We start from the raw sequence: 22,732 nt of genomic DNA on the forward strand, positions 1-22,732 counted from the left end.
TGATGCCGGAACCACTCGATCTTGCGCCTGAGGTGCGCAGCTTTCTCGATCTGTCCGATGCTGGAGGCGATGCAATCGCGGCGATGATTGCAGATGCAATCGATCGCAAAGCAGCGCGTCTAGGCTGGCCGAAGGGTAGGCCTGACGAAGATCAACCATTGGCAGGTCATGTCCTGGGTATGGTTTTTGAAAAGAATTCGACACGCACGCGCGTCAGCTTTGACATCGCGATGCGGCAATTGGGGGGCTCGTCATTGATCCTCGATTCCGCTTCAAGTCAGCTTGGGCGCGGAGAATCGATTGCGGATACCGCGCGCGTGCTGAGCCGTATGGTTGACGTCATCATGATGCGGACAGACGATCATGCCAAGGTCGAAGAGATGGCACATTATGCGCATGTGCCGGTCATTAACGGTCTGACCGATCGCTCTCACCCCTGCCAGATCGTGGCCGACCTCCTTACGATAATCGAGCATGGCAAGACACTGCCCGGCCTTGAAGTGGCGTGGTTTGGCGATGGCAACAATGTGCTTCATTCGATACTGGAAGCTGCCGGATTGATGAAGTTCAATGTGCGCGTGGCAACACCAGCCGGCTATCAGCCGGAAAGTGAGTTCGTGGACCTGGTAAAGGCAGGCGGTAGCAAGGTCATGCTAACTCAGGATGCCGGGCTTGCGGCAACTGGTGCTGACATCATTGTCACCGACACCTGGGTTTCGATGGGTCAGGATCACGCGCATAACAAGCTTGCCGCGATGGCGCCCTATCAGGTCAATGAGGCATTGATGGCAATGGCGAAGGACGATGCGAAATTCCTGCACTGTCTGCCGGCGCATGTCGATGAAGAGGTCAGCAAGGCTGTGTTCGAAAGCGATCAGTCAGTTGTATTCGATGAGGCTGAGAACCGAATCCATGCGCAGAAATCGATATTGCGCTGGTGCTTTGGTCAGCTTTAGGAATGCAGAGGAAGCGGGCTTTCAATTGATCCGATAGGCCCCATATTGTCGCCAATGACCAAGCACGTCGAAACCTATCAGGACCAATTGCTGAATTTTAGCATCCCTGCACGTGATGCGCGCGGGAGAATTGCGCGTCTGGATGATGTGGTTGCAGGAGTGCTAAGCGCGCACGACTATCCAGCTCCTGTGAAGCACTTGTTGGCTGAGGCGTTATTGCTGGGCGCATTGATGGGCGGGCTCCAGAAGGAAGAGGGCGCACAGCTCACCTTGCAGGCGCAGACTCAGACCGGCCCGGTTCGACTGCTTGTGGCTGACTTCAAGGAAGGTGCCCTTCGCGGTTATGCCGATTTTGATCGCGCTGCATTGGGCGACGTTGGCGCAAACCCCTCACTGATGCGCCTATTCCGCAGCGGCTATCTTGCGATCACTTTCGAAACGGGGAAGGGTCAGCGGTATCAGGGGATTGTCCCCCTCGAAGGCGCGTCGTTGGCAGAAGCCTGCGAGCACTACTTCTTGCAATCAGAGCAGATACCAACTCTTGTGCGGCTGGGCATTCGCTTTCACAAAGGGCAGTGCGTCGCTGGGGGAATGTTGCTCCAGCATTTGCCGCAAGGCGAAGTAGGGCGCCAACGGCTCGACGCGCAGGTTGACCACCCCGACTGGGAGCATATCGAAGCGCTGGGCGGCAGTCTTAGCCACGCAGAGTTGGTGGATCCAAAGCTTTCGATGGAAGCTCTGATTTGGCGGCTATTTCACGAAGAAGAGAAAATTCTCGTCGAAAAAGGCGCAGCTCTGTCAAAGGGCTGCCGTTGCACTGTCGAGCATTATGATGAGGTTGTGTCGCGTTTCCCCGAAGGTGAGCGGGATGCGATGCGAAACGGGCAAGGGCATATCGTGGTCGATTGTGCATTCTGCTCACGAGACTTCGTACTGAACCTATAATTTCAGTCTGTCGATGTTCAGCAACGGTTTATCGCATGCAAGCTACCCCTTTTTTGTGTAATTCTTGCCTGCAAGGCGATAAGGAAATGATGAAGAAACTGACCAACGCATTGATAGTGACTGTCAGCAGCGCTGCCGGATTGTTTGCGCTCGCAATGGCGGTGCCTGGATCTGCGCAAACGTCAGCGCTCGCGATGATGTCTGGACTAAACAAGGGCGAATGGACAATAACGTTTCGGGATGGAACTCCTAGCCGCCAGATCTGCGTTCGGGATGGAACTGAGTTTATCCAGCTCCAGCATACGGTTCAAACCTGCAGCCGTTTTGTCATTGAGGACAATGCAACAGAAGTAACTGTGCAATACACGTGCCGTGGCAACGGATATGGGCGCACAACGATACGACGCGAGACCGGTGCCTTGGTTCAGATCGATACGCAAGGCATTGTGGATGGGCGTCCGTTTGATTTGAGTGCAGAGGCGCGTCGCACAGGTAGCTGCTGAGGCCAATTCTTTCGATAGGAATCCCGTTGCAAGCAGGGCTAAATCTTCTAAGTCGGCCGCATGGCAGATATCCAACAACCTAAACAATCACCTGCTGTCGTTCTGCTTTCCGGCGGACTGGATTCTATGGTCACTGCTGCCCTTGCTATTGAACAAGGTTTCACGGTGCACGCAGTTACGATCGATTACGGGCAGCGGCACAGGCGAGAGCTTGCAGCCGCCTCCGCCATTGCCGAGAAACTTGGCGTTGAACGCCACCTTCGACTTGAGCTCGACATGCGCTCTATCGGAGGCTCGGCTCTCACTGATGAAATCGATGTCCCGAAGTCTGGAGTGGGGGGCGCCATCCCTGTTACATATGTGCCCGCTCGCAACCTTGTGTTTCTATCACTCTGTGTCGCGGCAGCCGAAGCTGCTGGTTCGACCGACGTATTTATCGGCGTGAATGCGCTCGACTATTCGGGGTATCCCGATTGCCGACCAGAATTCATTGCAAGCTTTATGAAAACCGCTCAGCTTGGAACAAAGTCAGGTGTGGAGGGCGGGGCTTTCACCGTGCACGCGCCGCTGCAACACATGACCAAGGCAGATATCGCGCGCGAGTGTGATCGACTGGGTCTCGACCCGTCGATGAGTTGGTCTTGCTATGATCCTGGTGAAGCAGGCCAAGCGTGCGGACTTTGCGATTCTTGTCGCCTGCGAAAAAAGGGCTTTGCCGAGGCCAGACTAGTCGATAGCACCCCCTACGTGGCCTGATCCCTACTGGAAGAGAAGCAGACAATATGGGCGAACCCGCGGCGCAAGCCGAGAAGTCGATCGATACTGAGCAAGCCGTTCCTGCCTATAGCTGGTATGCGCTTAGCGTTTTGGTTCTACTCTATGTTCTGAACTTCATTGACCGGCAGATTCTTTCGATTCTTGCCAATGATATCAAGGCCGATCTGGGCGTCGACGACGCATATCTTGGATTTCTATACGGAACGGCTTTCGCGATCTTTTATGCGCTTTTCGGCATTCCACTGGGGAAGCTTGCCGATAGCTGGAAGCGTATTCGGCTCATTACGCTTGGACTGACATTATGGTCCGCAATGACAGCGGCATCCGGGTTTGCGCGTGATGCCGCACAGCTAACGGTTGCGCGTATTGGTGTTGGAGTGGGTGAAGCCACGGCCAGCCCTTCGGCTTATTCGCTCATCTCGGATTGGTTTCCGGCGAGGCTGCGGGCAACCGCGCTCGCAATTTATAGCTCTGGACTATATATTGGCGGCGGTGTCTCGCTGGCCATTGGCGGCGTCATTGTTGACCGCTGGAACGCGGCCTATCCCGGCGGAGATCCTTGGTTTGGCCTGGCTGGTTGGCAGGCCGCTTTCATAGCGGTCGGGGTACCCGGCCTGCTGCTGGCAGTCTGGGTGGCGACGCTGCGCGAACCTGTTCGCGGTGCGATCGACGGGCTGCCAACGCCCGAAGATCCCAAGCCGTTTCAGGGCTTCGTCCGTGAGCTTTACACCGTCATCCCGCCGTTTACTTTCGTAGGTGCGGCATCGCGGGGGGCTGCTGCGCTGGGACTGAATATTCTTGTGTTCGCCGCATCTTTTGTGATTGCACATCTCATCACAGTGGCATTGGCCTCTGGCAATGGCGTCATTGTTGAAGCGCTCGGAGGGCTCCTGGCGCTCAGTTTACCAGCGATCACCGATCAATGGTTTCTTTTGGCTATCGGATATTACTCAGTTTTCTGCTGGGCAACGGCGCTTAAGCACCGTGACTATCCCACGTTTGCGCTGACATGGGGATCACCAGCATTTCTATTTACCATTCTCGGGTACGGCACGGTGGCGTTCATGGCATACTCTGCATCCTATTGGGGAGCTCCCTATGCCGAGCGCGTATTCGATGTTTCCAAGGCCGAGCTTGGGTTCTGGCTAGGCGGTGGCGGCGCAGCTGGCGGTTTCTTGGGAGTGATCCTTGGCGGCCGGATGGCAGATTTTCTCTACACCCGCATGTCCTCGGGGCGTGTTTGGGTAATATTGTTCGGACTGCTTTCCCCGATCCCGTTTGCGATCATTCAGTATACGACGGATAGCTTTACGCTTTTCCTGATACTCAATGTTGTTGTCGGAGCGCTGGCAGCGTCAGCATTGGGAGCGGCTGCAGCTAGCAGCCAGGCTCTTGTCCTGCCGCGCATGCGAGGGACTGCTACAGCGACCTTCTTCCTCGCAACCACCTTGGTTGGGTTGGCGTTGGGGCCCTATATGGCTGGCTATGTCTCTGCGCAAAACGATGGGGACCTAAGCACAGGTGTGTTGTCGACCCTGTGGATTACACCTATCGGATTAGTGCTTCTGCTTTCGGCACTGAAGCTCGTTCCCAAGGCAAATGAAACTGTTCTCCAGCGTGCGATTGCGGCCGGTGAGCCAACCTCGGCTTAATTGGCTGGTTTGACTACTCCGCACGCGATCCTTGGACCGGCAGCGCCGGCTGGGTCGCTGATATAGTCGTCCGGACCAGCGTGGATCATCACTGCTGTTCCGTTCGCGTCAAATATTTCCTGGATGAGATGGTCAGGATCGTCGGAGAATGTGAAGGTGAGTGTGGCTTGACCATTATCGTCCGTGGTAATGTTGGGCATGTCCCCAAGGTGCTGACCATCCGGATTTAGGCTGCCGTGCGCCCGCTCGAAAGGATTCAAGTGGCCTCCAGCGCTTGTGAAGTCTGGTGCATCGCAGGCCCCAGTTGAATGTAGATGAAGCGCGCGCTCGCCGGCTTCAAACCCGTTGACCTTGACCGAAATCGAGATGGCGCCCTTCGCGCGGATGATCTCGGCTGTGCCGATCTCCGTCCCGCTCGCTGTAGCTATCAATGCAGAGCCAATTACCGCGGGAGCCGATCCCATCTCGCCTTTGTCTTTCGAAGAGCCGGCGCAAAGCGCTGTGGGCAAGGTAGCAAGTGCAAGTATTATAGAGCGCAAAGCCAGTGTCTCCAGTAAAAACAAAAAGGGCCGGATTTCTCCGGCCCTTTTCTATCAATTCACCTGAAGAGGCAACTTACATACCGGAACCCGGGCCGTAGGTTACTTCAACACGGCGGTTCTGAAGCTCACGAACGCCATCTTCAGTGGCTACACGTGGCTGCGATTCGCCGAAGGCTTCACTGCCGATACGATCATCAGGAATTCCGCGACCATTCAGATAGTCACGAACTGATGAGTTACGACGTTCAGCAAGACCCATATTGTAGGTCGTCGTGCCTGAACGGTCGGTGTGACCTGCAAGCATTACGCTGGCCGTGCCGCAATCTGCGTACGCCGTTACCGCGTTGTCCAGCACTGTCGCAGCTTCTGGCGTAATATCCGACTCGTCCCAGTTAAAGAAGACGATGTACGGGCCAGTGTTGCACACCGGAGCCGGTGGAGGCGGCGGTGGAGGCGGTGGAGGCGGTGGCGGTGGTGGCGGTGGCGGTGGCGGTGGAGGCGGAGGTGGCGGTGGAGCCGGCTCTTCACCAAAATTGTAGGTCAATGTGCCAAGCAACGAGTGCGTTGACACATCGGTCTCAAGGCCGGTGCCATCACGTGCCACGATATTGATGCCAGGTGCGTTGAAATAGCGATATTTCAAACCAACGTCCCAACGATCAGTCAACGGTGCGCGCGCACCTGCAAGCAGCTGCCATGCAATGCCGGTGTCGGAATCATCGTAAAGCCCCGTAGCAGAACCTTGAGCAATCAACCCGTTTTCAAGCTGGGAACGTGCGATACCGAAGCCGCCACCGAAGAAGCCTTGGAGGCCGTCATCTTTACCGAAATCGAAAAGGCCATTCAGCATAAAGCTCAAGAAATTGCCTTCGCCATTGGCGGCGACTTCTGTGATACCGAAATTGATCGCCTCAAGGTTAGCCTGCTTATATGCGACTTCAGTTTCGAGGCGGAAGGCCCCAAAATCGTGGCCAACTACAGCGCCAAAATCACTACCTTCATTGTGATCGACCGAAATATCGGCTCCGTCCACAGATGCACTATCAACAATCATCGCGCCAGCATCGACACCAATGTACCATTGGCCCTCTTTAGCTAGCGCAGGTGAGGCGAGAGCAGTTGATGCCAACGCCAATCCCATTGCGAGTTTACGCATAGGTATAGTCCCTTTCAGTTAACCGAATTAATTAATTGACTGGGTTTTTATCCGTTCGCGCGCCATGAAGCAAGCGGACATTGCCGCTTAACTGTTGCAATTTCGTCGCTACGTTGATCAACGCGTGCCTGGACGCCGGAGCGAAACTTCTCGACGTGCTGAATACACGAAGATAGACAATCTTCTCCCGTGCGAAGACCGCGCTCACTTGCTAATCGTGTATATTTGAGAGATTGCCCCGCTTCCTAACGTAAATTCTCAGTAGTCCCTTGAAGGTGTGGCTCCGAAATGATGCATTTGCTGCGCGGTCTTTATGACTGGACAATGGATAAGGCTGCTCATCCATATGCCGCATGGTGGCTTGCCTTTTTCTGTTTCATAGAATCGAGCTTTTTCCCGATACCGCCGCATCCATTGCTTGGCCTGATGTGCCTTGCCGAACCGAAAAAAGCGATTCGGCTGGCACTGGTTGCGACGCTCGCTTCGGTTGCGGGCGCGCTGCTCGGATATGCAATTGGCTGGGGTCTTTACGATACCGTTGGTGCCTGGCTCATCGGCGCGCTAGGCCTGACGGAAAGTTTCCCCGTCGCCGCTTGTTATCTGCGCGAATACGATTGGGAAGCCATAGTCATAGCAGGCGCGACCCCTATACCGTTCAAGCTCCTGACGATCACCGCTGGCTTCATCGGGATGAACCTGATCACATTTGTTCTGGCAAGCCTCGCGGCGCGCGCGCTCATCTTCATGACGGTCGGTTTCTTGTTCCGACTGTTTGGCGCTCCGATAAAGGCAATCATCGACAAATATCTCGGTACTGTCACAACGCTCTTCGTCGTTTTGGTGGTTGGCGGATTTTTGATCCTGACACAATTCTCAAGCAGTGATGAAGCCGTTGCGGATAAATGCGAGAACGCCACACTGTTTCAGGTGAACTGAAGCTAGGTCAGTGATGCGAGATCGAGCGTAGCTTTGTCCAGCACTTCGATCTGCCCATAGCGCCTGGCAATGGCGCCAGCTGCCTCCAGCTCCTTGAGCGCGGCGTTGATCGTAACGCGCGTCAGGCCAAGCAATTCGCCCAGCTCTTGCTGCGTCAGGCGGACTTTGGCAGGCAAAGGGGATGCTCCGGCCAGCGCATCCAGCAGCCCTGCAACGCGGGCGTGGGCTGTGCCCCGACGGATCCCCGCCATCACGTCAATCATGTCTTGAAACTGAACGGACATTGCGCCAAGCAGCATCCGCATTTCTTCCGCCCTGCCTGCAATTGCTGCCTCGAAATCTGCGCTACTAATGAAACGAACTTCGCAAGGGCCACGCGCGATTGCGTCGACAACACGTGGACGGTTCGCGAACATGGCCAGCTCACCCCAGGAATCCCCGGGGCCAAGTACCGCCACGGCACGAAATTCGCCCTTGGAGAGGAACTGCCCAATCGAAACTGAGCCACTTGCGATGAGGTAGAAGCCATGCGCTGTCTCACCGCGCTGCTGGATGATCTGGTCTTCCGAATATTGTTTTGCCAGCGCGCTGGAGATCAGCTGCCCACGCAGTTCTGCTGACAACGCAGAGAACAACATCGGCGCAACAAGAGAGCGCGCAGAAGAATGTAAAATATCTGACATTCTGGCAGTGGACTACGCTGTATAGGGTCGACTATCAAGCGGAGAGAATCATGCCAACATCAACGATTGCTGTCCTTGGAATCTTCCTCGGTTTCGCTGTGCTCGAACTATGGCGCACCAAGCTATTCGCTAAGGGCGGACAGACCCGCGATGACGGGATTGTTGAAGGCATCAGCATGACGATGCTGCTCGCGGTCACTCAGCCTGGCATCGTTTTCCTGTCAGCGGCGATCATGAGCGTAGTGGCGCCCAGTCTTGAGGGTGCGCTTTCAGATATCAACATCTTCGCGGCGACTGCCTTGTTCTTGGTGCTTGAAGACATGACGCAATACTGGTGGCACCGCGCCAGCCACACTTTTCCGTGGCTCTACAATCTGCACCGCGCGCACCACAATGCGAAGTATATGAGCGTGCGCCTCGTCTATCGGAACAACATCATATACTACATGTTGATGCCCGGTCTGTGGACCGCAGGCGCCTTGCTCTACATGGGGCTGGGATGGGTCTATGCCGGTTATCTGTTGGTCAAAATGGCTGTCATCATCGGTGCACACTCAGACGTCGCTTGGGACAAACCGCTGTACCAGATCAAATGGCTCTCACCGGTCATGTGGGTGGTAGAACGGACCATCTCAACGCCTTCTACGCACCATGCGCACCACGGCCGCCATGCGGATGATCCGGCGGTCAACTACAAAGGCAATTACGGCAATTTGCTGTTCTTCTGGGATGTCCTGTTCGGCACAGCCAAAATCACACGCTCGTATCCGGAAAGCTACGGCGTAGAGAACCTCGCGCCTGCGACGCTGGGCCAGCAGCTGCTGTGGCCAATCTTTCCGGAGAACAAGGAAGCTGATCCAGGGGTTAGGAAGAAGGTGGCGGCTAAAGTCACCTGAAAAAGGGCTGGCGGCCGGGAAGGAGAGGACCTAGCCGCCGCCTGATCTAACCCAAAGAGGTTAGATTATTCCTTTAGCCTTACCTGCGCGTTCGAACATTCCGAGTATCGTGGCGACTTCTTCTTCGCTGTGCTCCGCGCATAGCGAGCAGCGCAGCAAAGTCATGTTTGCGGGCGTCGCAGGTGGCCGCGCAAGGTTCACATAAAGCCCCTCTTTGAGCAAGGCTTCCCACATCATCGCGCCTTGTTGGAGATCGGGCATGATCACCGCAATGATTGCGCTTTGCGGCTCCTCCGTTCCAAGCTCAAAGCCTAGATCCTTCAGCCCGCGATGCAGTTTCTTGGAATTTTCCCAGAGATGCGCGCGCTTGTTCGAACCATGCATGAGCTTGCGGATAGACGTAGCCGCCGTGGCCACAACGCTGGGCGGCAGCGAAGCCGTGAACACGTAAGGACGGCATACGAGCCGCATTACTTCAAATTTGGGATGGTTGGAGACGCAGAACCCGCCGACTGTTCCGACGCTCTTAGAAAAGGTGCCGATGATGAAATCGACATCATCCATAATGCCTGCTTGCTCGGCCACGCCACGGCCATTCTCTCCGATGAAGCCCATGGAATGCGCTTCGTCGACTAGAACCATGGCGCCATATTTCTTGGCGATAGCGACCATCTCCTTAAGCGGCGCCACGTCGCCCAGCATCGAATAGACGCCCTCGAGAACCACCAGTTTGCCGGCATCCTCGGGAATACGGCGAAGGCGCTTTTCCATCGCTTCGATGTCGTTATGCCGGAATGGCACGATTTCCGCATTGCCCATGGCGCAGCCATCATAGATGCTGGCGTGGCTATCGATATCGAGCACTACATAATCGCCCTTGCCGGCAATCGTGGCGATGATGCCGAGGTTGGCCTGATACCCAGTTGAGAACACCATGGCATGATCCATGCCGTAGAATTCCTTCAGCGCGTCCTCGCATTCCTTATGGCCCTGATACGTGCCATTGAGAACTCGGCTGCCGGTAGTGCCGGTACCAAAATTTTCCAGTGCGTCCTTGCCGGCTTCAATCACATCGGGATCGAAAGTCATGCCCATGTAATTGTATGTGCCGAGAAGGATCGTATCGCGTCCGTTGCAAATCGCGCGAGTCGGTGAGAGCACCTTTTCCATCACGAGATTGTAGGGATCCTCAACGCCGGTTGCGAGAATCCCTTCGCGCATCGCAATAAGCTCGTCGAATTTGGAGAATAGGTCTTTGGGCGCAGTGTCGCTCATGGGTACGCTCTTACAAGTCCTTAAGTTTGGTAACGGCATCAATCAACTGCCCGAAATTTTCGATCTCGGCCTGTTGATTCATGCTGATGATGATATCGAATGCGTCTTCGATCTCTGCCACGAAATCCATGACAGTCAAACTGTCAAACTCCAGATCATTGGCAAACGTCGTCTCGTCAGCAATCTCGACACCTTTTTTGTTAAAAGATTCAATTAACGAGCGGATCTTCGTATCGACTTCAGCACGGTCCATTAGGATAAATAACCTTCCTTCGATGCATTCTCGCCTAGAGCATTCCGTGCGAGCTGGGGAAAGTTCAGTCCTTACCCGCGATTTTCAACCATCGCCACTCCCTAAGGTAAAACCTTACTCAGGCAGGAGTTCCTTAACAGCTGCCATAAACGGCCCAATCGATACGGGCTTAGACAGATAACCGGCCGCGCCGGCTGCACGGATGCGTTCTTCATCGCCTTTGGCAGCATAGGCGGTAACGGCAAGGATAGGGATCGACTGAAGGTTCAAATCTTGCTTGGCTTGCTCTATCAATTCGACGCCAGATACTTCGGAAAGCTGGATATCCATCAGGATGAGATCAGGAGAAGTCTGACGCGCAGTATCGAGTGCAGCCGTGCCGTCGGCAAGCGGTTCCACCTCGAAGCCATTTGCTTTGAGCACGTCGCAGAACAATTTCCGGTTTAGGTCGTTATCCTCGACAACAAGGATTCTCTTTGCCACTTGGCTCTGGCACTCCCATGTGTTGATCCCCAGATAGTCCAGCGGAAAGGCGGCTGACAATTCAAAATCACCTAACATCCCCCGATGAAGCAGGGATGGACCCGCAAACGCTCACACTTGCAGCGCTTGGCTGGATCCTGGAAGACGAAGCGCGAGCACAACGGTTTCTGACATTGACGGGCCTTGATCCAGACACGCTTCGTGTCGGCTTGACCAATCCTGCAGTGTTGGCCGCCGTGGTCGAATTCCTCGGCAATCACGAGCCAGATCTCATTTGTGCATCAGAAGCATTGGCCGTTGCGCCAGATGAACTGGTCAGAGCAGGACAGGAGCTGGGCCGATGAGTCGTCCCTTGGTAATTAGCGATTGCGACGAGGTGCTGTTGCACATGGTTGCACCCTTCAAGCAATGGCTGGAAGAGAGCCAGGGGGTGCGGTTCGAGCTGAAGGGCAACAACTTCGCTACAGCCATGAAATGGGCAGATAGCGGGGAAACGCTGGCGCAAGAGGATATCTGGAAATTCCTTGGCGGGTTCTTTGATACGGAAATGCATCGTCAAATGCCGATTGACGGCGCGGTAAATGGCATCAACCGGGTGGCAGAAGCGGCCGATGTGGTCATTCTTACGAATCTCAACGATGACCGCCAAGCCAAACGCACCAGTCAGCTGGCCGAAGTTGGCATAAATGCGCGGGTGTTCACGAACCAGGGCCCCAAAGGGCCAGCGCTTCAGGCTATTCTTGATGAATTCCGGCCGAGCAAAGCGATCTTTATCGATGATTTGCCGCAGCATCATCATTCAGCATCAGAGACTGTGCCAGGCATCTCGCGCTTACATATGTGCGGCGAACCGATGATCGCAGATCATATCGATTGCGCGCACAAGGCCGGTCATGCACATGCGCGGATCGACCGCTGGGACGAGGCCTTGCCCTGGCTATTGGAAGAATTGGAAAGGGACCCGCGATGAGTATCGAAGCGCGTTTGCAGGAATTGGGAATTGTTCTGCCAGAAGCGGCAGCGCCGGTAGCAAGCTATGTACCTGTCGTGGTGCAAGGCGGATTTGCACATGTCTCTGGCCAGCTACCATTTATCGATGGAGAGCTGGTGACCGGGCGGCTTGGCGAGGACATCTCGGTAGAGGCAGGCACGGCAGCAGCGCGTGCTTGCGGGCTCATGATCCTGGCACAATTGAAGGCCGCCGGGGTGCTTGAAAAGGTTGAGCGTGTGGTGAAATTGGGCGGATTTGTAAGCTCAACTGCAGAGTTCTCCGACCAGCCAAAGGTTATCAATGGCGCTTCTGATCTGATGCTGGACGTATTCGGGGAAATCGGAAAGCATGCGCGCGCGGCTGTTGGCGTTCCTGCACTGCCTCTGGGTGCCGCCGTCGAAGTCGATGCGATCATCGCGCTTGCTGATTAAAGGCGCTGAATGAGGCGGCGCGCTGTACCTGACTGGTTGACGCGGTGGGAATATACCCATCGCGGCCTGCACGGGAACGGCGTGCCAGAAAACTCGCTGATGGGCGCGCGGCTCGCGATCGACGCGGGGTTCGGCATCGAATGCGATATCCAACGCAGCGCAGATGGAACGGCGATGGTGTTCCATGATTGGACGTTGGATCGCTTGACCGAAGCGGAGGGGCAAACTGAAGCGAGCAGGAAGGATGAGCTTGAAGCGATCAGCTATCGCGAAAGTGACGAGCATATCGCAACGCTGGCCGATCTGCTCGCACTGGTCGCAGGTCGTGCCCCGCTGCTGATCGAGATCAAATCGAAGACGGGCTACGACATAGAGAAATCCTGCGAGGCGGTCGCGGCCGCGTTGGCGAGCTACTCCGGCGAGCATGCCATCATGAGTTTTGATCCACGCGTCGCCCGTTGGTTCCGCAAGCATTCACCGCTTACATGCGTTGGACTTGTGATGCGTGAAGATGAGCACGGATACACGCAATCGGCGTGGCAACGGAGAATGGCTTATTGGATCGCGCTGCCAGACTTCATTGCCTACCACATTGCTGCCTTGCCCAGCCACTGGGTCGAGCGGTTGCGGAAAAAAGGCCTGCCAGTGCTAACCTGGACCGTCAATTCACCTGAGACGCGTCGGCGCGCGCTGAGCCGAGCGGATGCCTTGATCAGCGAAGGGGCAGGTTTGGCGTGAGTAATCGCGAACTGACTGTGCGAATGGTTCCGTCCGTCGGACATGTTTCCGCGGATCAATGGAATGCGCTGGGCGGGGATCGCAACCCGTTTGTCAGTCACGAGTTTCTGACTGCGTTGGAGGATTCAGGCAGTGTAGGCGAGGGGACTGGCTGGGAGCCAGCGCCGGTCATCATTACGGACGACGCCGGTGATTTGTTGGGTGCACTGCCAAGCTATGCCAAGGGCCACAGTCAGGGCGAATATGTGTTCGACCACAGCTGGGCCGACGCTTTGGAGCGTGCCGGTGGACGCTATTATCCCAAGCTTCAGATCGCCGCACCATTCACCCCAGCAACAGGGCCGCGTTTGTTGATGAAGGACGCAAGCTTGGCCCCGCATCTCTTACGGGCAGCAGAAGCCGTTTGCTTGCAAAGCCAGCTATCTTCGGCCCACGCGACATTCATCGAGCCTGAGCAATTGCAGTACTTCGAAGATGCTGACTGGCTGCTGCGTAGCGACCTTCAGTTCCATTGGAAAAACCGCGAATACGCCAGTTTCGACGAGTTCTTGGAGCAACTTGCTTCACGCAAACGCAGAGCGCTCAGAAAGGAACGCAAAGGTGCACAAGAGGGCTTGAAGATTGTCACTCTGACAGGCGATGACATCAAGCCGCAACATTGGGACATATTCTGGATTTTCTATCAGGATACCGGCGCGCGCAAATGGGGCACGCCATACCTCACGCGCGAAGCGTTTAATCTGCTGAGCGAGCGTATGGCCGATCGGATGGTGCTGGGCCTGGCCTATCAGGACGATACGCCAATCGCGGGCGCGCTGCATTTCATCGGGCAGGATACGCTGTACGGGCGCTATTGGGGGTGCACTCAGGAGAAGCGCTTCCTGCATTTCGAAATGTGCTATTATCAAGCGATCGATATCGCAATCGAGCGTGGTCTCAAGCGGGTTGAGGCTGGCGCGCAAGGCGGCCACAAACTGTCTCGCGGATATGAACCCGTCCAGACATGGTCCGCCCACTGGATCGCCGATCCTGGCTTTCGCGCCGCCGTCGCAGACTTTCTAGAGCGCGAGCGAAGGGGCGTTGCAACCGACCAGATGTTTCTGGATCAGCGGACGCCCTTCAAAAGAACTTAAGCTGCTTTCCGGCGCTCTGCAGGCAACCATTCACGAGCCAGACACTTCGCAATCATCATCTCGCCTTCACGAGAAATGACTGGCTTGGCTTCTACTCCATCAATTGCTTTCAGTTCCATTATTCGGTCCCCCAGTTTGCCTGAGCGGGCATTTCCGCTTTTGGCATCACTGAATTCGCCAGAACAGTTTCATTAAATGGTTAACGCGACGGCAAACTTTATTCACCATAATCGGCAATTCCCTCGGAAACCGGTCACAATTCATTCATTCAAAAGCATTATTTCAACAGTCTGCGAAACGCCTTGTGCGGCAAACTTCACGAGCCTATAGGCCCGCTTACAAATGTCATTCTTTGTCACCGCAAAGCGGGACAGCAGGATAGGAACGGCTGGGCGGAAAATGACTGGGTTGAGAGGAATACATGGCCACTGCGGCGTCTGAAGAAATCGATGTTCTCGAAAAAGCCAAGCGTGTGATTGGCCCGGATTATGTTCCGAGCGAGGACGAACCCTACATGAACGAGAAGCAGCGGAACTATTTCCGCATGTTGTTGCTCGAATGGAAGCGCTCGATTCACGACGCTGCCGGTCAGACTCTGCAATCGCTGCAGGATGGCCCAATCCGCGAACCGGATCTGAACGACCGCGCATCCAGTGAAACTGATTGGGGCATTGAGCTGCGCACGCGCGATCGCCAGCGTAAACTCACCGGCAAGATCAATGCGGCGCTTCGCCGGATTGATGAAGGTGAGTATGGCTATTGCGAAGTGAGCGGCGAACCAATCGGTCTGAAACGTCTTATCGCACGGCCAGTTGCGACCATGACTGTCGAAGCACAAGAAGCGCACGAACGCCGCGAGAAGATATCCCGCGACGACTAAGCTTGGGCCGAAATACCCGCTTTAACTTTTCGTTAGCCGTACTGGCCTATTTTTTGCCCTTCGCCGCCGTAGAATCGGTGTGGACTAACGGGTGAAGCATGGCCGAACTAACGCAACGCAGAGCAGAAACGCGCGTGGACACAGTCCAGCACGCGCAATTGCGCGTAGGCCGCGAGCCGATGCCGCATCCGATAAAGGTCCGGAATCTTTCGCGCAATGGCATGATGGGTGAAGGCCCGTTCCCCCTCCGATCCGGGACCAGATTGACGATCAGTCTGCCCGAACAAGGCGACGTGGCCGGAACGGTGGTCTGGGTGCAGGAGCCACGCTTTGGCGTCGCTTTTGATAATGAGGTTGATCCGACCTTTGCTTGATTTCCGAGCACCAAATCGATTTATTCGCGCAAACTCAATTTTCTCCTGACCTCGATTGCCTGACCTGCTAGCTCAACCGCTTATGCGGATTGCGCTTGCTCTTCTCTCGGCCATGACAATGGTATCGTGTGGCCCTTCGACACCGGAGGGGCCGGTCAATGTTGCCATCATCGGAGACGCTGACAGCTTGATCTCAAGCGGGATGCGCTTGTCACCGGCTGGCCAGCACTATCGCGCCGCAACGGCCGAAGGCCTCGTGACTATCGACGAAGCCGGCAATGTGGTCCCGGCATTGGCCGAGCGCTGGATCGTGACCGACGATGGCCTGAGCTATATCTTTCGCCTGCGCAATTCCGATTGGCCAAACGGTGCCGAGATGACCGCTGACGATATCCGCACCGCGCTTCGACGAAACATGCGCGATTTGCGCGGCACGTCATTGGGGCTGGACCTGTCGAAAGTCGACGAGATCCGCGATATGACCGCGCGTGTCATCGAAATCACTTTGACGAGTCCGATGCCCGATTTTCTTCGCCTGCTTGCTCAACCGGAGATGGGTATTGTTCTAGAAGGCGGCGGCTCCGGACCTATGGTTCGATCTGACCAGACTGACTCCTTGCCGGTTGTGCTCGAACCCATCCCACCCGAAGCACGCGGCTTTCCGGCACGCGAGGAATGGCAATCCCGTACGCGACCAGTGGCGGTCTCCGTCATGTCAGCGAGAGAAGCGGTGGATGCATTCTCTGATGGCGAGATTGATCTTGTCCTGAACGGTACACTGGCGGATTTGCCACTCGCGGATACCGGCCCGTTGACGCGTGGTACAATCAGGCTTGATGCCGCGCTTGGTCTGTTCGGCCTGATCGTTCGGAGCGATAGCGGGTTCCTGGCAGATCCGGCGCGCAGGCAGGCCCTGAGTCTGGCGATTGATCGTGGAGGCCTGTTGCAGCCGTTCAATGTCGGCGGCTGGCAATCGACCAGTTGGATCATTCCGCAAGAGCTGGCAGTGGGTGTGGCTGCTCTTGGCGACCGTTGGGCCAATCTTTCGCTGCAACAAAGGCGAGAGATAGCGAGCCGACGGGTTGCCGCTTGGGAAGGGGCACAAGGGGAAGAGCTTGTGCTTCGTATCGGCCTACCAGAAGGGCCGGGCAGCGATACATTGTTCGAACAGCTGAGCAACGGTCTAGGGCAAATCGGTATCACCGCAGTCCGAACGGGCATGGGCGAAGGTGCAGAATTGGAATTGCACGATCGGCTGGCAAGATTCTACTCGCCGCGATGGTTCTTGAACCAGTTTCATTGCCGCCTTGAGCTGGGCCTCTGTTCTGAAGAGGTGGATGATCTGGTCGAGCAATCAATTGTAGAAAGAGATGCAGCTGTGAAGGCGCAACTGCTCGCCGCCGCACACATGCAGCTTATTGGATCAGAAGTTTTTATCCCGCTGGGCGCGCCCGTACGTTGGTCACTTGTTCGCGGCAACATAACGGGTTTCGAAGAGAACCGTTGGGGGCTGCACCCCTTGTTCCCGCTTTCACAACCTCCCACATAAGCGAGGAAGGAGACGCATTTGAACAATCCGGACGAACCGCAAATCGTTGGTATATCGCTGCCAACCGGAACTGACGTTCAATCGATCAGCCAGCGTGTGGAAGCAATGGAGATGCTCCTCGAGCGCAGTTTCAAAGTCCCGGGTACCAACTTTCCGATTGGTCTGGATTCAATCATAGGCCTCATACCCGTGCTGGGCGATATCGTGACGACAGCGTTGGGTGCCTACATTGTCTGGGCAGCGCGCAATCTGGGCCTGCCGAAGTGGAAGCTGTGGCGGATGGCCGGCAATATTGCAGTGGATACGGCCATTGGTGCGGTTCCTCTGGTAGGGGACGCGGCGGACGTCCTGTTCAGGTCAAACACGCGCAACCTTCGCATCATCAAGAAGCATCTGGACAAGCATCATCCCGAGGCGCGGATTATAGAGGGATAGTTTCCATTGTGACTGTTGCGGGTTAAAGCGTTCGCCATGGCGAAAAGCGACGTAACTTACACCGGCTATCTCGATCTTGAGCGCATTCTTGGCGCGCAGTACCCGGCCTCCGGTGCGCATGACGAATTGCTCTTCATTATCGTCCATCAGGCGAGCGAATTGTGGCTCAAATTGTGTCTGCATGAGTTGACACAAGCTCGCGCTCAGATCGAGGCCGACGACTTGCGCCCTGCGTTCAAAATGCTCAGCCGTGTCGCAAGAGCACAGGGACAGTTGATCCAGAGCTGGGACGTGCTCAGCACCATGACCCCGCATGATTATTCGACCATTCGCCCGCATTTGGGCACATCGAGCGGGTTTCAATCTCCGCAATATCGGATGATGGAATTCATGCTGGGTGGGCGCGACGCCAAACATATCCAACTGCATGAGAAGACTGGCGATTGGTCACAGCGACTGACACGCGAGATTGCTCGTGGCAGCATTTACGACGAAGCGGTCAAGCTCTTGGCTAGGCGTGGATTTGCGATTGATCCGGCGGCGCAGAACCGTGATCCGGTCGCAGCCTATGAACACAATGCCAGCGTCGAGTCCGCCTGGGCGGAGATTTACCGTGACCCCCAGAAACATTGGGATCTCTATGAGTTGGCGGAAAAGCTGGTCGATCTGGAGTATCATTTCCAGCGGTGGCGCTTCGGACATCTCAAGACTGTAGAGCGCATTATCGGCTTCAAGAAGGGGACCGGCGGCACACCCGGCGCGCCCTATCTGGCAGGCGTCCTGAAGCAGGCATTCTTCCCGGAACTGCTTAGCGTGCGGACCGCGATCTGATGTCGCCCAGAAAACGTCAACGCATCTGGGACATTTCCCAAAAGCTGCACGCCGATGTGCCGGTTTGGCCCGGCGATACCGCGTTCGGGCAAGTCGACACCTGGCAGATCGGGGATGGTTCGCCGGTCAATGTATCCGCTCTTACCATGTCGACCCATACCGGCGCGCACGCAGACGCGCCGCTGCACTATGATGCCGCGTCACCGGATATCGCATCGGTCGATCTGGACGCGTATCTGGGTGAGTGCCTGGTGGTCGATGCGCGCGATTGCGGGGCCGCGATCCAGCCTGAGATTTTGCCTGACTTGGGCGAAGCGCAGCGCATCTTGTTTCGGACCTATGACGCATTCCCGCATGATGCATGGCGCGAGGATTTTACCGCGATCGCGGCAGAGACAGTAACCGAGCTCGCATCGCGCGGCGTCAGATTGGTCGGGATCGACAGCCCTTCGATTGATCCGCAGAACTCCAAGACAATGGATGCGCACAAGGCTGTGCTCACAGCGGATATGCGCATCCTTGAAGGTTTGGTGCTCGATAGCGTGCCGGCCGGGCGTTACGAGCTGATCGCACTGCCTCTGCCCATCGCGGGCGGCGATGCGTCGCCGGTGCGGGCGATATTAAGGGAGCTGGCAGATGCTGGATAGGGCGCGTGAGCTAGATGGTGCCGACCCGCTTGACGGTTTCCGTGATCGCTTCACGCTGCCAGATGGGGTGATCTACCTTGATGGCAACTCGCTTGGGGCGCTCCCGAAGGCGGCCGTTGAGCGGGTTCATCAGGTCGTAACGGGTGAATGGGGCGAAGGCCTGATCCGAAGCTGGAACGCCTCTGATCTTGGGGTGGGCTGGATCAATCTGCCGCAGCGGATCGGGGCAAAGATCGCCCCGATGATCGGCGCGCGCGCGAGCGAAGTGATCGTAGCGGACAGCGTCTCCGCAAACCTGTTCAAGCTCATCAGCGCGGCGCTCACAATGCGTCCCGGCCGCAAGGTTATCCTGTCCGAACTGGGCAATTTCCCGACTGACCTCTACATGATCCAGGGTTTGCAGGAGCAGGGATTGGCCGAGCAACGGCTGGCCGCGCGCGAGCAGATCGCTGACGCATTTGACGATGATGTAGCGCTGCTTTTGCTGACTCATGTTCACTACAAGAGCGGCGCAATGCATGACATGGCGGCGCTGACCAATGCCGCGCACGAAGCTGGCGCGCTGGTGCTTTGGGATCTGTCGCACACAGGCGGCGCGATGCCGGTCGATCTTAATGCTGTCGGCGCGGATTTCGCGGTTGGCTGCGGGTACAAATATCTGTGCGGGGGGCCCGGCGCGCCCGCCTATGCTTTCGTTGCTGGGCGGCACCATGAAACGCTGTGCCAGCCTTTGTCCGGCTGGATGGGGCATGCGCGGCCCTTTGCATTTGACGATGCTTACATTCCTGCGCCCGGTGTCGACCGATTGCTTTGCGGCACGCCGCAAGTTCTCTCCATGTCCGCGCTGGAAGTGGGCGTCGATCTGATCGCGGAGATTGGCGTTGATCGGCTTTATACCAAGTCTCAGGCGCTGTCCGAATTCTTTCTCGAATGCTTGTCAGACCGCGATATCGCGCTTGAGCTGGTTAGCCCATCAGACAGCATTAGGCGTGGCAGCCAGCTCAGTTTCCGGCATGAGAATGCCTACGCCATTTGTCAGGCACTGATCGCCCGCGGCGTGATCGGCGATTTCCGTGATCCGGATATTTTGCGGTTGGGCTTTGCGCCGGCATACTTGCGGTTCGAGGATATGGCCGAGGCCGTGCGTCATCTGGCCGAGGTGCTGCAAACCGGCGAATGGCAACGCGACGAATTCAATCAAAGAGCGGCGGTGACTTGAGTATTCGATCTCGAGGCGGAAAAGATGCATGCCAACTGTACGAGATTGGCGCTACGCGCGTCTTATTGGTAGATATCAATCACAGACCGCAGTTCTAGGGAGGATCGCATGGAAATCGTCATCGATGGGCTGCTATGGTTCACCGCCATTTCGGTGGGTATCATGGCGGGTGTTTACTTTACCTTCTCGGCATTTGAGATGCGATCGAGGCCCCGGCGGGGATGCTTGCCATGCAGTCGATCAATCGGATCATCCTCAAATCGGTATTCTTGCCGATCTTCTTTGGCAGCTCGCTCGCCGCAGCGGCCCTTGTGGTACTGATGCTGTTTGAGCCATCCTTGCCTGGCGCGCAGTGGGCGCTTGCGGGAAGCGGCCTATACTTCCTGGGCATGTTCGTTGTTACGGTGGTCGGGAATGTTCCGCTGAACAATCGCCTGGAATCGACCGATGCAAATGGATCTGGTGGCAGCGAGATGTGAGCTGTTTATCTCGCGAAATGGACCGTTTGGAACCATGTGCGCACCATCGCCTGCACCCTATCGCTCGCATTGCTGATCGCAGCGATTGCCGTTCGCATCTTGTACTGCTGGGGTGTTTGGCGATGTCCGCAACTGACTGATTGGCAGGCGCCACCAATCACTCTTCCAGTTCGATGTCCCAATAGAGGTAATCGCGCCAGGTCTCATGCAAATGGTTGGGCGGGAATAGCCGTCCGCGCTGCTGCAATTGCCAGCTGGTCGGGCGGATCGGCCGCTCGCGCAGATGCATATGCGCCTGTTGCGGTGTTCGCCCGCCCTTCTTCAAATTGCACGGCGCGCAGGCGCTGCTGATGTTTTCCCAAGTGGTCTTCCCGCCCAAGCGGCGCGGGATCACATGGTCAAAGGTCAGATTGTCGCCGCTGCCACAATATTGGCATTCAAAGCTGTCACGCAGAAACACGTTAAAACGTGTGAAGGCGGGGAATTCGTTTTGCCTGACATATTGTCGCAGGGCGATAACGCTTGGAATCTTCATGTCGAGCGAGGGCGAGTGCACTTCGCGTTCATAGCTGGCGACAATGTCTACCCGGTCAAGGAACACCGCTTTGATCGCGGTTTGCCAGGGCCACAGGCTAAGCGGGTAATAGGATAGCGGGGTGTAGTCCGCATTCAGCACCAGCGCGGGGCATGCCGACAGATTGCGTGTCGGATCCTCCTCCGCCCGTCGGAAGTGAGCCGCAGTTTCGATCAGTTCGGTTTTGAACACGGTTTGCGTGCCTCCCTGATTGATTGCAAAGAATCATTTGCTGACAAAAGCGTCAACCCCGTGACAAATGCGCTTTCCACAAGCATGATTTGACGCACACGCGGGCAGGCAGGGAATTTGAGTCAACAATGGTCGTCACCAGATTCGCTCCAAGCCCTAATGGCATGCTGCATCTGGGCCATGCATGGTCCGCGATTATTGCGCATGATCTGGCGAAGGAAAGAGGCGGCCGGTTTCTTCTGCGCATCGAGGATATCGACGGCGTGCGAAGCAAGCCCGAGCTGGCCGACGAATTTCGCCGTGATCTGGAATGGTTGGGGCTGGAGTGGGAAGAAGTCCCGGCGCAATCGACGCGGCTGGACAGCTATCAAGTAGCTGCAAAGCAATTGCAGGATGCGGGCCTGCTCTATCCCTGCGCCTGCACCCGGTCAGAGATTGCCGCTTTGCAGCCGCGCATTGGGCCAGAGGGCTTGGTGTATCCCGGAACTTGCAAGGGCAGGCGCGTAGATGAAGGTAAGCAAACGGTGTTGCGGCTCGATGTCGAAGAGGCGATGGCGCGCGTTGGAGAGATTGTCTGGGAAGACGAGATCGCTGGTATCGCAGTGGCTGACCCGCGCCCATTTGGCGATGTGGTGCTGGTGCGCAAGGAAGGCCCGGCAAGCTATCATCTGGCCGCGACGCTGGACGATGCGGCAGATGGTGTGACGCTGGTCACGCGCGGCGCGGATCTGTTCACTTCCACGCATATCCACCGCGTACTGCAAGAACTGCTACAGTTGCCCGTGCCCATTTGGCATCACCACCAGCTGTTGCTTGATGACACTGGAGAGAAACTTGCGAAACGCCGCGACAGCCGCTCTCTCGCGGACCTGCGCGGTGCCGGAGTAGATGGGCGTCAACTCGCAGATAATCTTCTTTGCGGGAACCTTCCTGCTGGCATTTCGCTGTCTGAGTAGTAGGTAGGTGATATGAACGTTATTCTGATTATTGCGCTTGTCATATTGATGGCATTGGTGATGTTCTCGCTGGTTCGCGGCGTTGTGGCGTTTCTCAAGACGACCAAGATTGATCTGGAATCGGGCGAAGGCGAAACCGTCAAGGAAATGCAGTTGATGCAGAACAAGGCGATGTTCGCGCGTATAAAATATCAAGCGCTTGCTGTGGCAGTGGTCGCCATTCTGCTAGCCGTTTCGCAATAGCGA

30 protein-coding genes are annotated in these 22,732 nt (G+C 56.3%); 22 read left to right on the top strand and 8 right to left on the bottom strand.

Annotated elements, in window-relative coordinates; all coding sequences use genetic code 11:
- Window positions 1-2 precede the first annotated feature (2 nt).
- The 5 genes from argF (at window position 3) to QQX03_RS03000 (ending at window position 4,833) form a co-directional block, all read left to right on the top strand.
- A complete protein-coding gene (gene argF, locus QQX03_RS02980) occupies window positions 3-956 on the top strand; it encodes an ornithine carbamoyltransferase (protein WP_285976399.1) in 954 nt (317 codons plus the stop codon).
- A gap of 54 nt (window positions 957-1,010) precedes the next feature.
- Window positions 1,011-1,901: an Hsp33 family molecular chaperone HslO gene (gene hslO, locus QQX03_RS02985; RefSeq protein WP_285976400.1), complete on the top strand. Its 891-nt coding sequence runs from the start codon at window positions 1,011-1,013 to the stop codon at window positions 1,899-1,901.
- 86 nt (window positions 1,902-1,987) lie between these two features.
- A complete protein-coding gene (locus QQX03_RS02990) occupies window positions 1,988-2,404 on the top strand; it encodes a hypothetical protein (RefSeq protein WP_349665846.1) in 417 nt (138 codons plus the stop codon).
- A 60-nt stretch (window positions 2,405-2,464) separates the two neighbouring features.
- Window positions 2,465-3,160: a 7-cyano-7-deazaguanine synthase QueC gene (queC, locus tag QQX03_RS02995; protein WP_285976401.1), complete on the top strand. Its 696-nt coding sequence runs from the start codon at window positions 2,465-2,467 to the stop codon at window positions 3,158-3,160.
- 26 nt (window positions 3,161-3,186) lie between these two features.
- A complete protein-coding gene (locus QQX03_RS03000) occupies window positions 3,187-4,833 on the top strand; it encodes an MFS transporter (protein WP_285976402.1) in 1,647 nt (548 codons plus the stop codon).
- Here QQX03_RS03000 and QQX03_RS03005 read toward each other — a convergent pair.
- Both QQX03_RS03005 and QQX03_RS03010 read right to left on the bottom strand, forming a co-directional pair.
- Window positions 4,830-5,342 carry a superoxide dismutase family protein gene (locus tag QQX03_RS03005; protein ID WP_285976403.1) on the bottom strand — a complete coding sequence of 171 codons (513 nt, stop codon included), beginning with the start codon at window positions 5,340-5,342 and terminating at the stop codon, window positions 4,830-4,832. The genes QQX03_RS03000 and QQX03_RS03005 overlap by 4 nt on opposite strands.
- Before the next feature lie 106 nt (window positions 5,343-5,448).
- Window positions 5,449-6,531: an OmpA family protein gene (locus QQX03_RS03010; RefSeq protein WP_285976404.1), complete on the bottom strand. Its 1,083-nt coding sequence runs from the start codon at window positions 6,529-6,531 to the stop codon at window positions 5,449-5,451.
- A gap of 291 nt (window positions 6,532-6,822) precedes the next feature.
- On the opposite strand from QQX03_RS03010, the gene QQX03_RS03015 reads away from it, so the two are divergent.
- Window positions 6,823-7,467: a YqaA family protein gene (locus QQX03_RS03015; RefSeq protein ID WP_285976943.1), complete on the top strand. Its 645-nt coding sequence runs from the start codon at window positions 6,823-6,825 to the stop codon at window positions 7,465-7,467.
- Between the two features lie 2 nt (window positions 7,468-7,469).
- Here QQX03_RS03015 and QQX03_RS03020 read toward each other — a convergent pair whose 3' ends face one another.
- A complete protein-coding gene (locus QQX03_RS03020) occupies window positions 7,470-8,150 on the bottom strand; it encodes a Crp/Fnr family transcriptional regulator (RefSeq protein WP_285976405.1) in 681 nt (226 codons plus the stop codon).
- A gap of 50 nt (window positions 8,151-8,200) precedes the next feature.
- On the opposite strand from QQX03_RS03020, the gene QQX03_RS03025 reads away from it, so the two are divergent.
- Window positions 8,201-9,046 (top strand): sterol desaturase family protein, encoded by an 846-nt coding sequence (locus QQX03_RS03025; RefSeq protein ID WP_285976406.1) that lies wholly within the window; start codon window positions 8,201-8,203, stop codon window positions 9,044-9,046.
- 60 nt (window positions 9,047-9,106) lie between these two features.
- On the opposite strand, the gene spt is transcribed toward QQX03_RS03025, so the two are convergent.
- The 3 genes from spt to QQX03_RS03040 all read right to left on the bottom strand — a co-directional run bounded on the left by spt (window position 9,107) and on the right by QQX03_RS03040 (window position 11,057).
- Window positions 9,107-10,321 (bottom strand): serine palmitoyltransferase, encoded by a 1,215-nt coding sequence (spt, locus tag QQX03_RS03030; RefSeq protein WP_285976407.1) that lies wholly within the window; start codon window positions 10,319-10,321, stop codon window positions 9,107-9,109.
- Window positions 10,322-10,331: 10 nt separating this feature from the next.
- Complete coding sequence (locus tag QQX03_RS03035; RefSeq protein ID WP_285976408.1) at window positions 10,332-10,574, bottom strand: acyl carrier protein; 243 nt, start codon at window positions 10,572-10,574, stop codon at window positions 10,332-10,334.
- 114 nt (window positions 10,575-10,688) lie between these two features.
- Window positions 10,689-11,057: a response regulator gene (locus tag QQX03_RS03040; protein ID WP_285976409.1), complete on the bottom strand. Its 369-nt coding sequence runs from the start codon at window positions 11,055-11,057 to the stop codon at window positions 10,689-10,691.
- 95 nt (window positions 11,058-11,152) lie between these two features.
- Between QQX03_RS03040 and QQX03_RS03045 the strand changes: the two genes are divergently transcribed.
- The 5 genes from QQX03_RS03045 to QQX03_RS03065 are packed head-to-tail and all read left to right on the top strand — an operon-like array spanning window position 11,153 to window position 14,350.
- Window positions 11,153-11,401, top strand: a complete 249-nt coding sequence (locus QQX03_RS03045; protein ID WP_285976410.1) for a DUF3572 family protein — start codon at window positions 11,153-11,155, stop codon at window positions 11,399-11,401.
- Window positions 11,398-12,027, top strand: a complete 630-nt coding sequence (locus QQX03_RS03050; RefSeq protein WP_285976411.1) for an HAD family hydrolase — start codon at window positions 11,398-11,400, stop codon at window positions 12,025-12,027. Before QQX03_RS03045 ends, QQX03_RS03050 begins: the two co-directional genes overlap by 4 nt.
- Entirely contained in the window at window positions 12,024-12,479 is a 456-nt protein-coding gene (locus QQX03_RS03055; protein WP_285976412.1) for a RidA family protein, read from the top strand. Before QQX03_RS03050 ends, QQX03_RS03055 begins: the two co-directional genes overlap by 4 nt.
- A gap of 9 nt (window positions 12,480-12,488) precedes the next feature.
- A complete protein-coding gene (locus QQX03_RS03060; RefSeq protein WP_285976413.1) occupies window positions 12,489-13,217 on the top strand; it encodes a glycerophosphodiester phosphodiesterase family protein in 729 nt (242 codons plus the stop codon).
- On the top strand, window positions 13,214-14,350 hold the full coding sequence (locus QQX03_RS03065; RefSeq protein ID WP_285976414.1) for a GNAT family N-acetyltransferase: 1,137 nt from the start codon (window positions 13,214-13,216) through the stop codon (window positions 14,348-14,350). The genes QQX03_RS03060 and QQX03_RS03065 overlap by 4 nt, the downstream gene beginning before the upstream one ends.
- On the opposite strand, the gene QQX03_RS03070 is transcribed toward QQX03_RS03065, so the two are convergent.
- Window positions 14,347-14,469 (bottom strand): hypothetical protein, encoded by a 123-nt coding sequence (locus tag QQX03_RS03070; RefSeq protein WP_285976415.1) that lies wholly within the window; start codon window positions 14,467-14,469, stop codon window positions 14,347-14,349. The genes QQX03_RS03065 and QQX03_RS03070 overlap by 4 nt on opposite strands.
- 302 nt (window positions 14,470-14,771) lie before the next feature.
- On the opposite strand from QQX03_RS03070, the gene dksA reads away from it, so the two are divergent.
- The 8 genes from dksA (at window position 14,772) to QQX03_RS03110 (ending at window position 20,764) form a co-directional block, all read left to right on the top strand.
- Window positions 14,772-15,230 (top strand): RNA polymerase-binding protein DksA, encoded by a 459-nt coding sequence (dksA, locus tag QQX03_RS03075; protein WP_285976416.1) that lies wholly within the window; start codon window positions 14,772-14,774, stop codon window positions 15,228-15,230.
- 98 nt (window positions 15,231-15,328) lie between these two features.
- Window positions 15,329-15,604, top strand: a complete 276-nt coding sequence (locus tag QQX03_RS03080; protein WP_285976417.1) for a PilZ domain-containing protein — start codon at window positions 15,329-15,331, stop codon at window positions 15,602-15,604.
- 112 nt (window positions 15,605-15,716) lie between these two features.
- A complete protein-coding gene (locus QQX03_RS03085; protein ID WP_285976418.1) occupies window positions 15,717-17,153 on the top strand; it encodes an ABC transporter substrate-binding protein in 1,437 nt (478 codons plus the stop codon).
- 18 nt (window positions 17,154-17,171) lie between these two features.
- Window positions 17,172-17,588 carry a DUF4112 domain-containing protein gene (locus QQX03_RS03090; RefSeq protein WP_285976419.1) on the top strand — a complete coding sequence of 139 codons (417 nt, stop codon included), beginning with the start codon at window positions 17,172-17,174 and terminating at the stop codon, window positions 17,586-17,588.
- Window positions 17,589-17,624: 36 nt separating this feature from the next.
- Entirely contained in the window at window positions 17,625-18,419 is a 795-nt protein-coding gene (locus QQX03_RS03095) for a tryptophan 2,3-dioxygenase (RefSeq protein WP_285976420.1), read from the top strand.
- Window positions 18,419-19,066 carry an arylformamidase gene (gene kynB, locus QQX03_RS03100; protein WP_285976421.1) on the top strand — a complete coding sequence of 216 codons (648 nt, stop codon included), beginning with the start codon at window positions 18,419-18,421 and terminating at the stop codon, window positions 19,064-19,066. Before QQX03_RS03095 ends, kynB begins: the two co-directional genes overlap by 1 nt.
- The gene (gene kynU / locus QQX03_RS03105) at window positions 19,056-20,285 is read left to right on the top strand and encodes a kynureninase (protein ID WP_285976422.1); all 1,230 of its coding nucleotides are present in this window, start codon (window positions 19,056-19,058) and stop codon (window positions 20,283-20,285) included. The genes kynB and kynU overlap by 11 nt, the downstream gene beginning before the upstream one ends.
- Window positions 20,286-20,515: 230 nt before the next feature.
- Window positions 20,516-20,764, top strand: a complete 249-nt coding sequence (locus tag QQX03_RS03110) for an anthrone oxygenase family protein (RefSeq protein WP_285976423.1) — start codon at window positions 20,516-20,518, stop codon at window positions 20,762-20,764.
- A gap of 157 nt (window positions 20,765-20,921) precedes the next feature.
- Here the strand turns inward: QQX03_RS03110 and QQX03_RS03115 are convergent, their stop codons facing one another.
- On the bottom strand, window positions 20,922-21,530 hold the full coding sequence (locus QQX03_RS03115) for an HNH endonuclease (RefSeq protein WP_285976424.1): 609 nt from the start codon (window positions 21,528-21,530) through the stop codon (window positions 20,922-20,924).
- A 128-nt stretch (window positions 21,531-21,658) separates the two neighbouring features.
- On the opposite strand from QQX03_RS03115, the gene gluQRS reads away from it, so the two are divergent.
- Both gluQRS and QQX03_RS03125 read left to right on the top strand, forming a co-directional pair.
- Window positions 21,659-22,486 carry a tRNA glutamyl-Q(34) synthetase GluQRS gene (gene gluQRS, locus QQX03_RS03120; RefSeq protein WP_285976425.1) on the top strand — a complete coding sequence of 276 codons (828 nt, stop codon included), beginning with the start codon at window positions 21,659-21,661 and terminating at the stop codon, window positions 22,484-22,486.
- 12 nt (window positions 22,487-22,498) lie between these two features.
- Window positions 22,499-22,729 (top strand): HIG1 domain-containing protein, encoded by a 231-nt coding sequence (locus tag QQX03_RS03125; RefSeq protein ID WP_285976426.1) that lies wholly within the window; start codon window positions 22,499-22,501, stop codon window positions 22,727-22,729.
- Window positions 22,730-22,732 lie beyond the last annotated feature (3 nt).

The sequence above is a fragment of the Altererythrobacter rubellus genome, from assembly GCF_030284385.1.
Classification (GTDB): domain Bacteria; phylum Pseudomonadota; class Alphaproteobacteria; order Sphingomonadales; family Sphingomonadaceae; genus Erythrobacter; species Erythrobacter rubellus.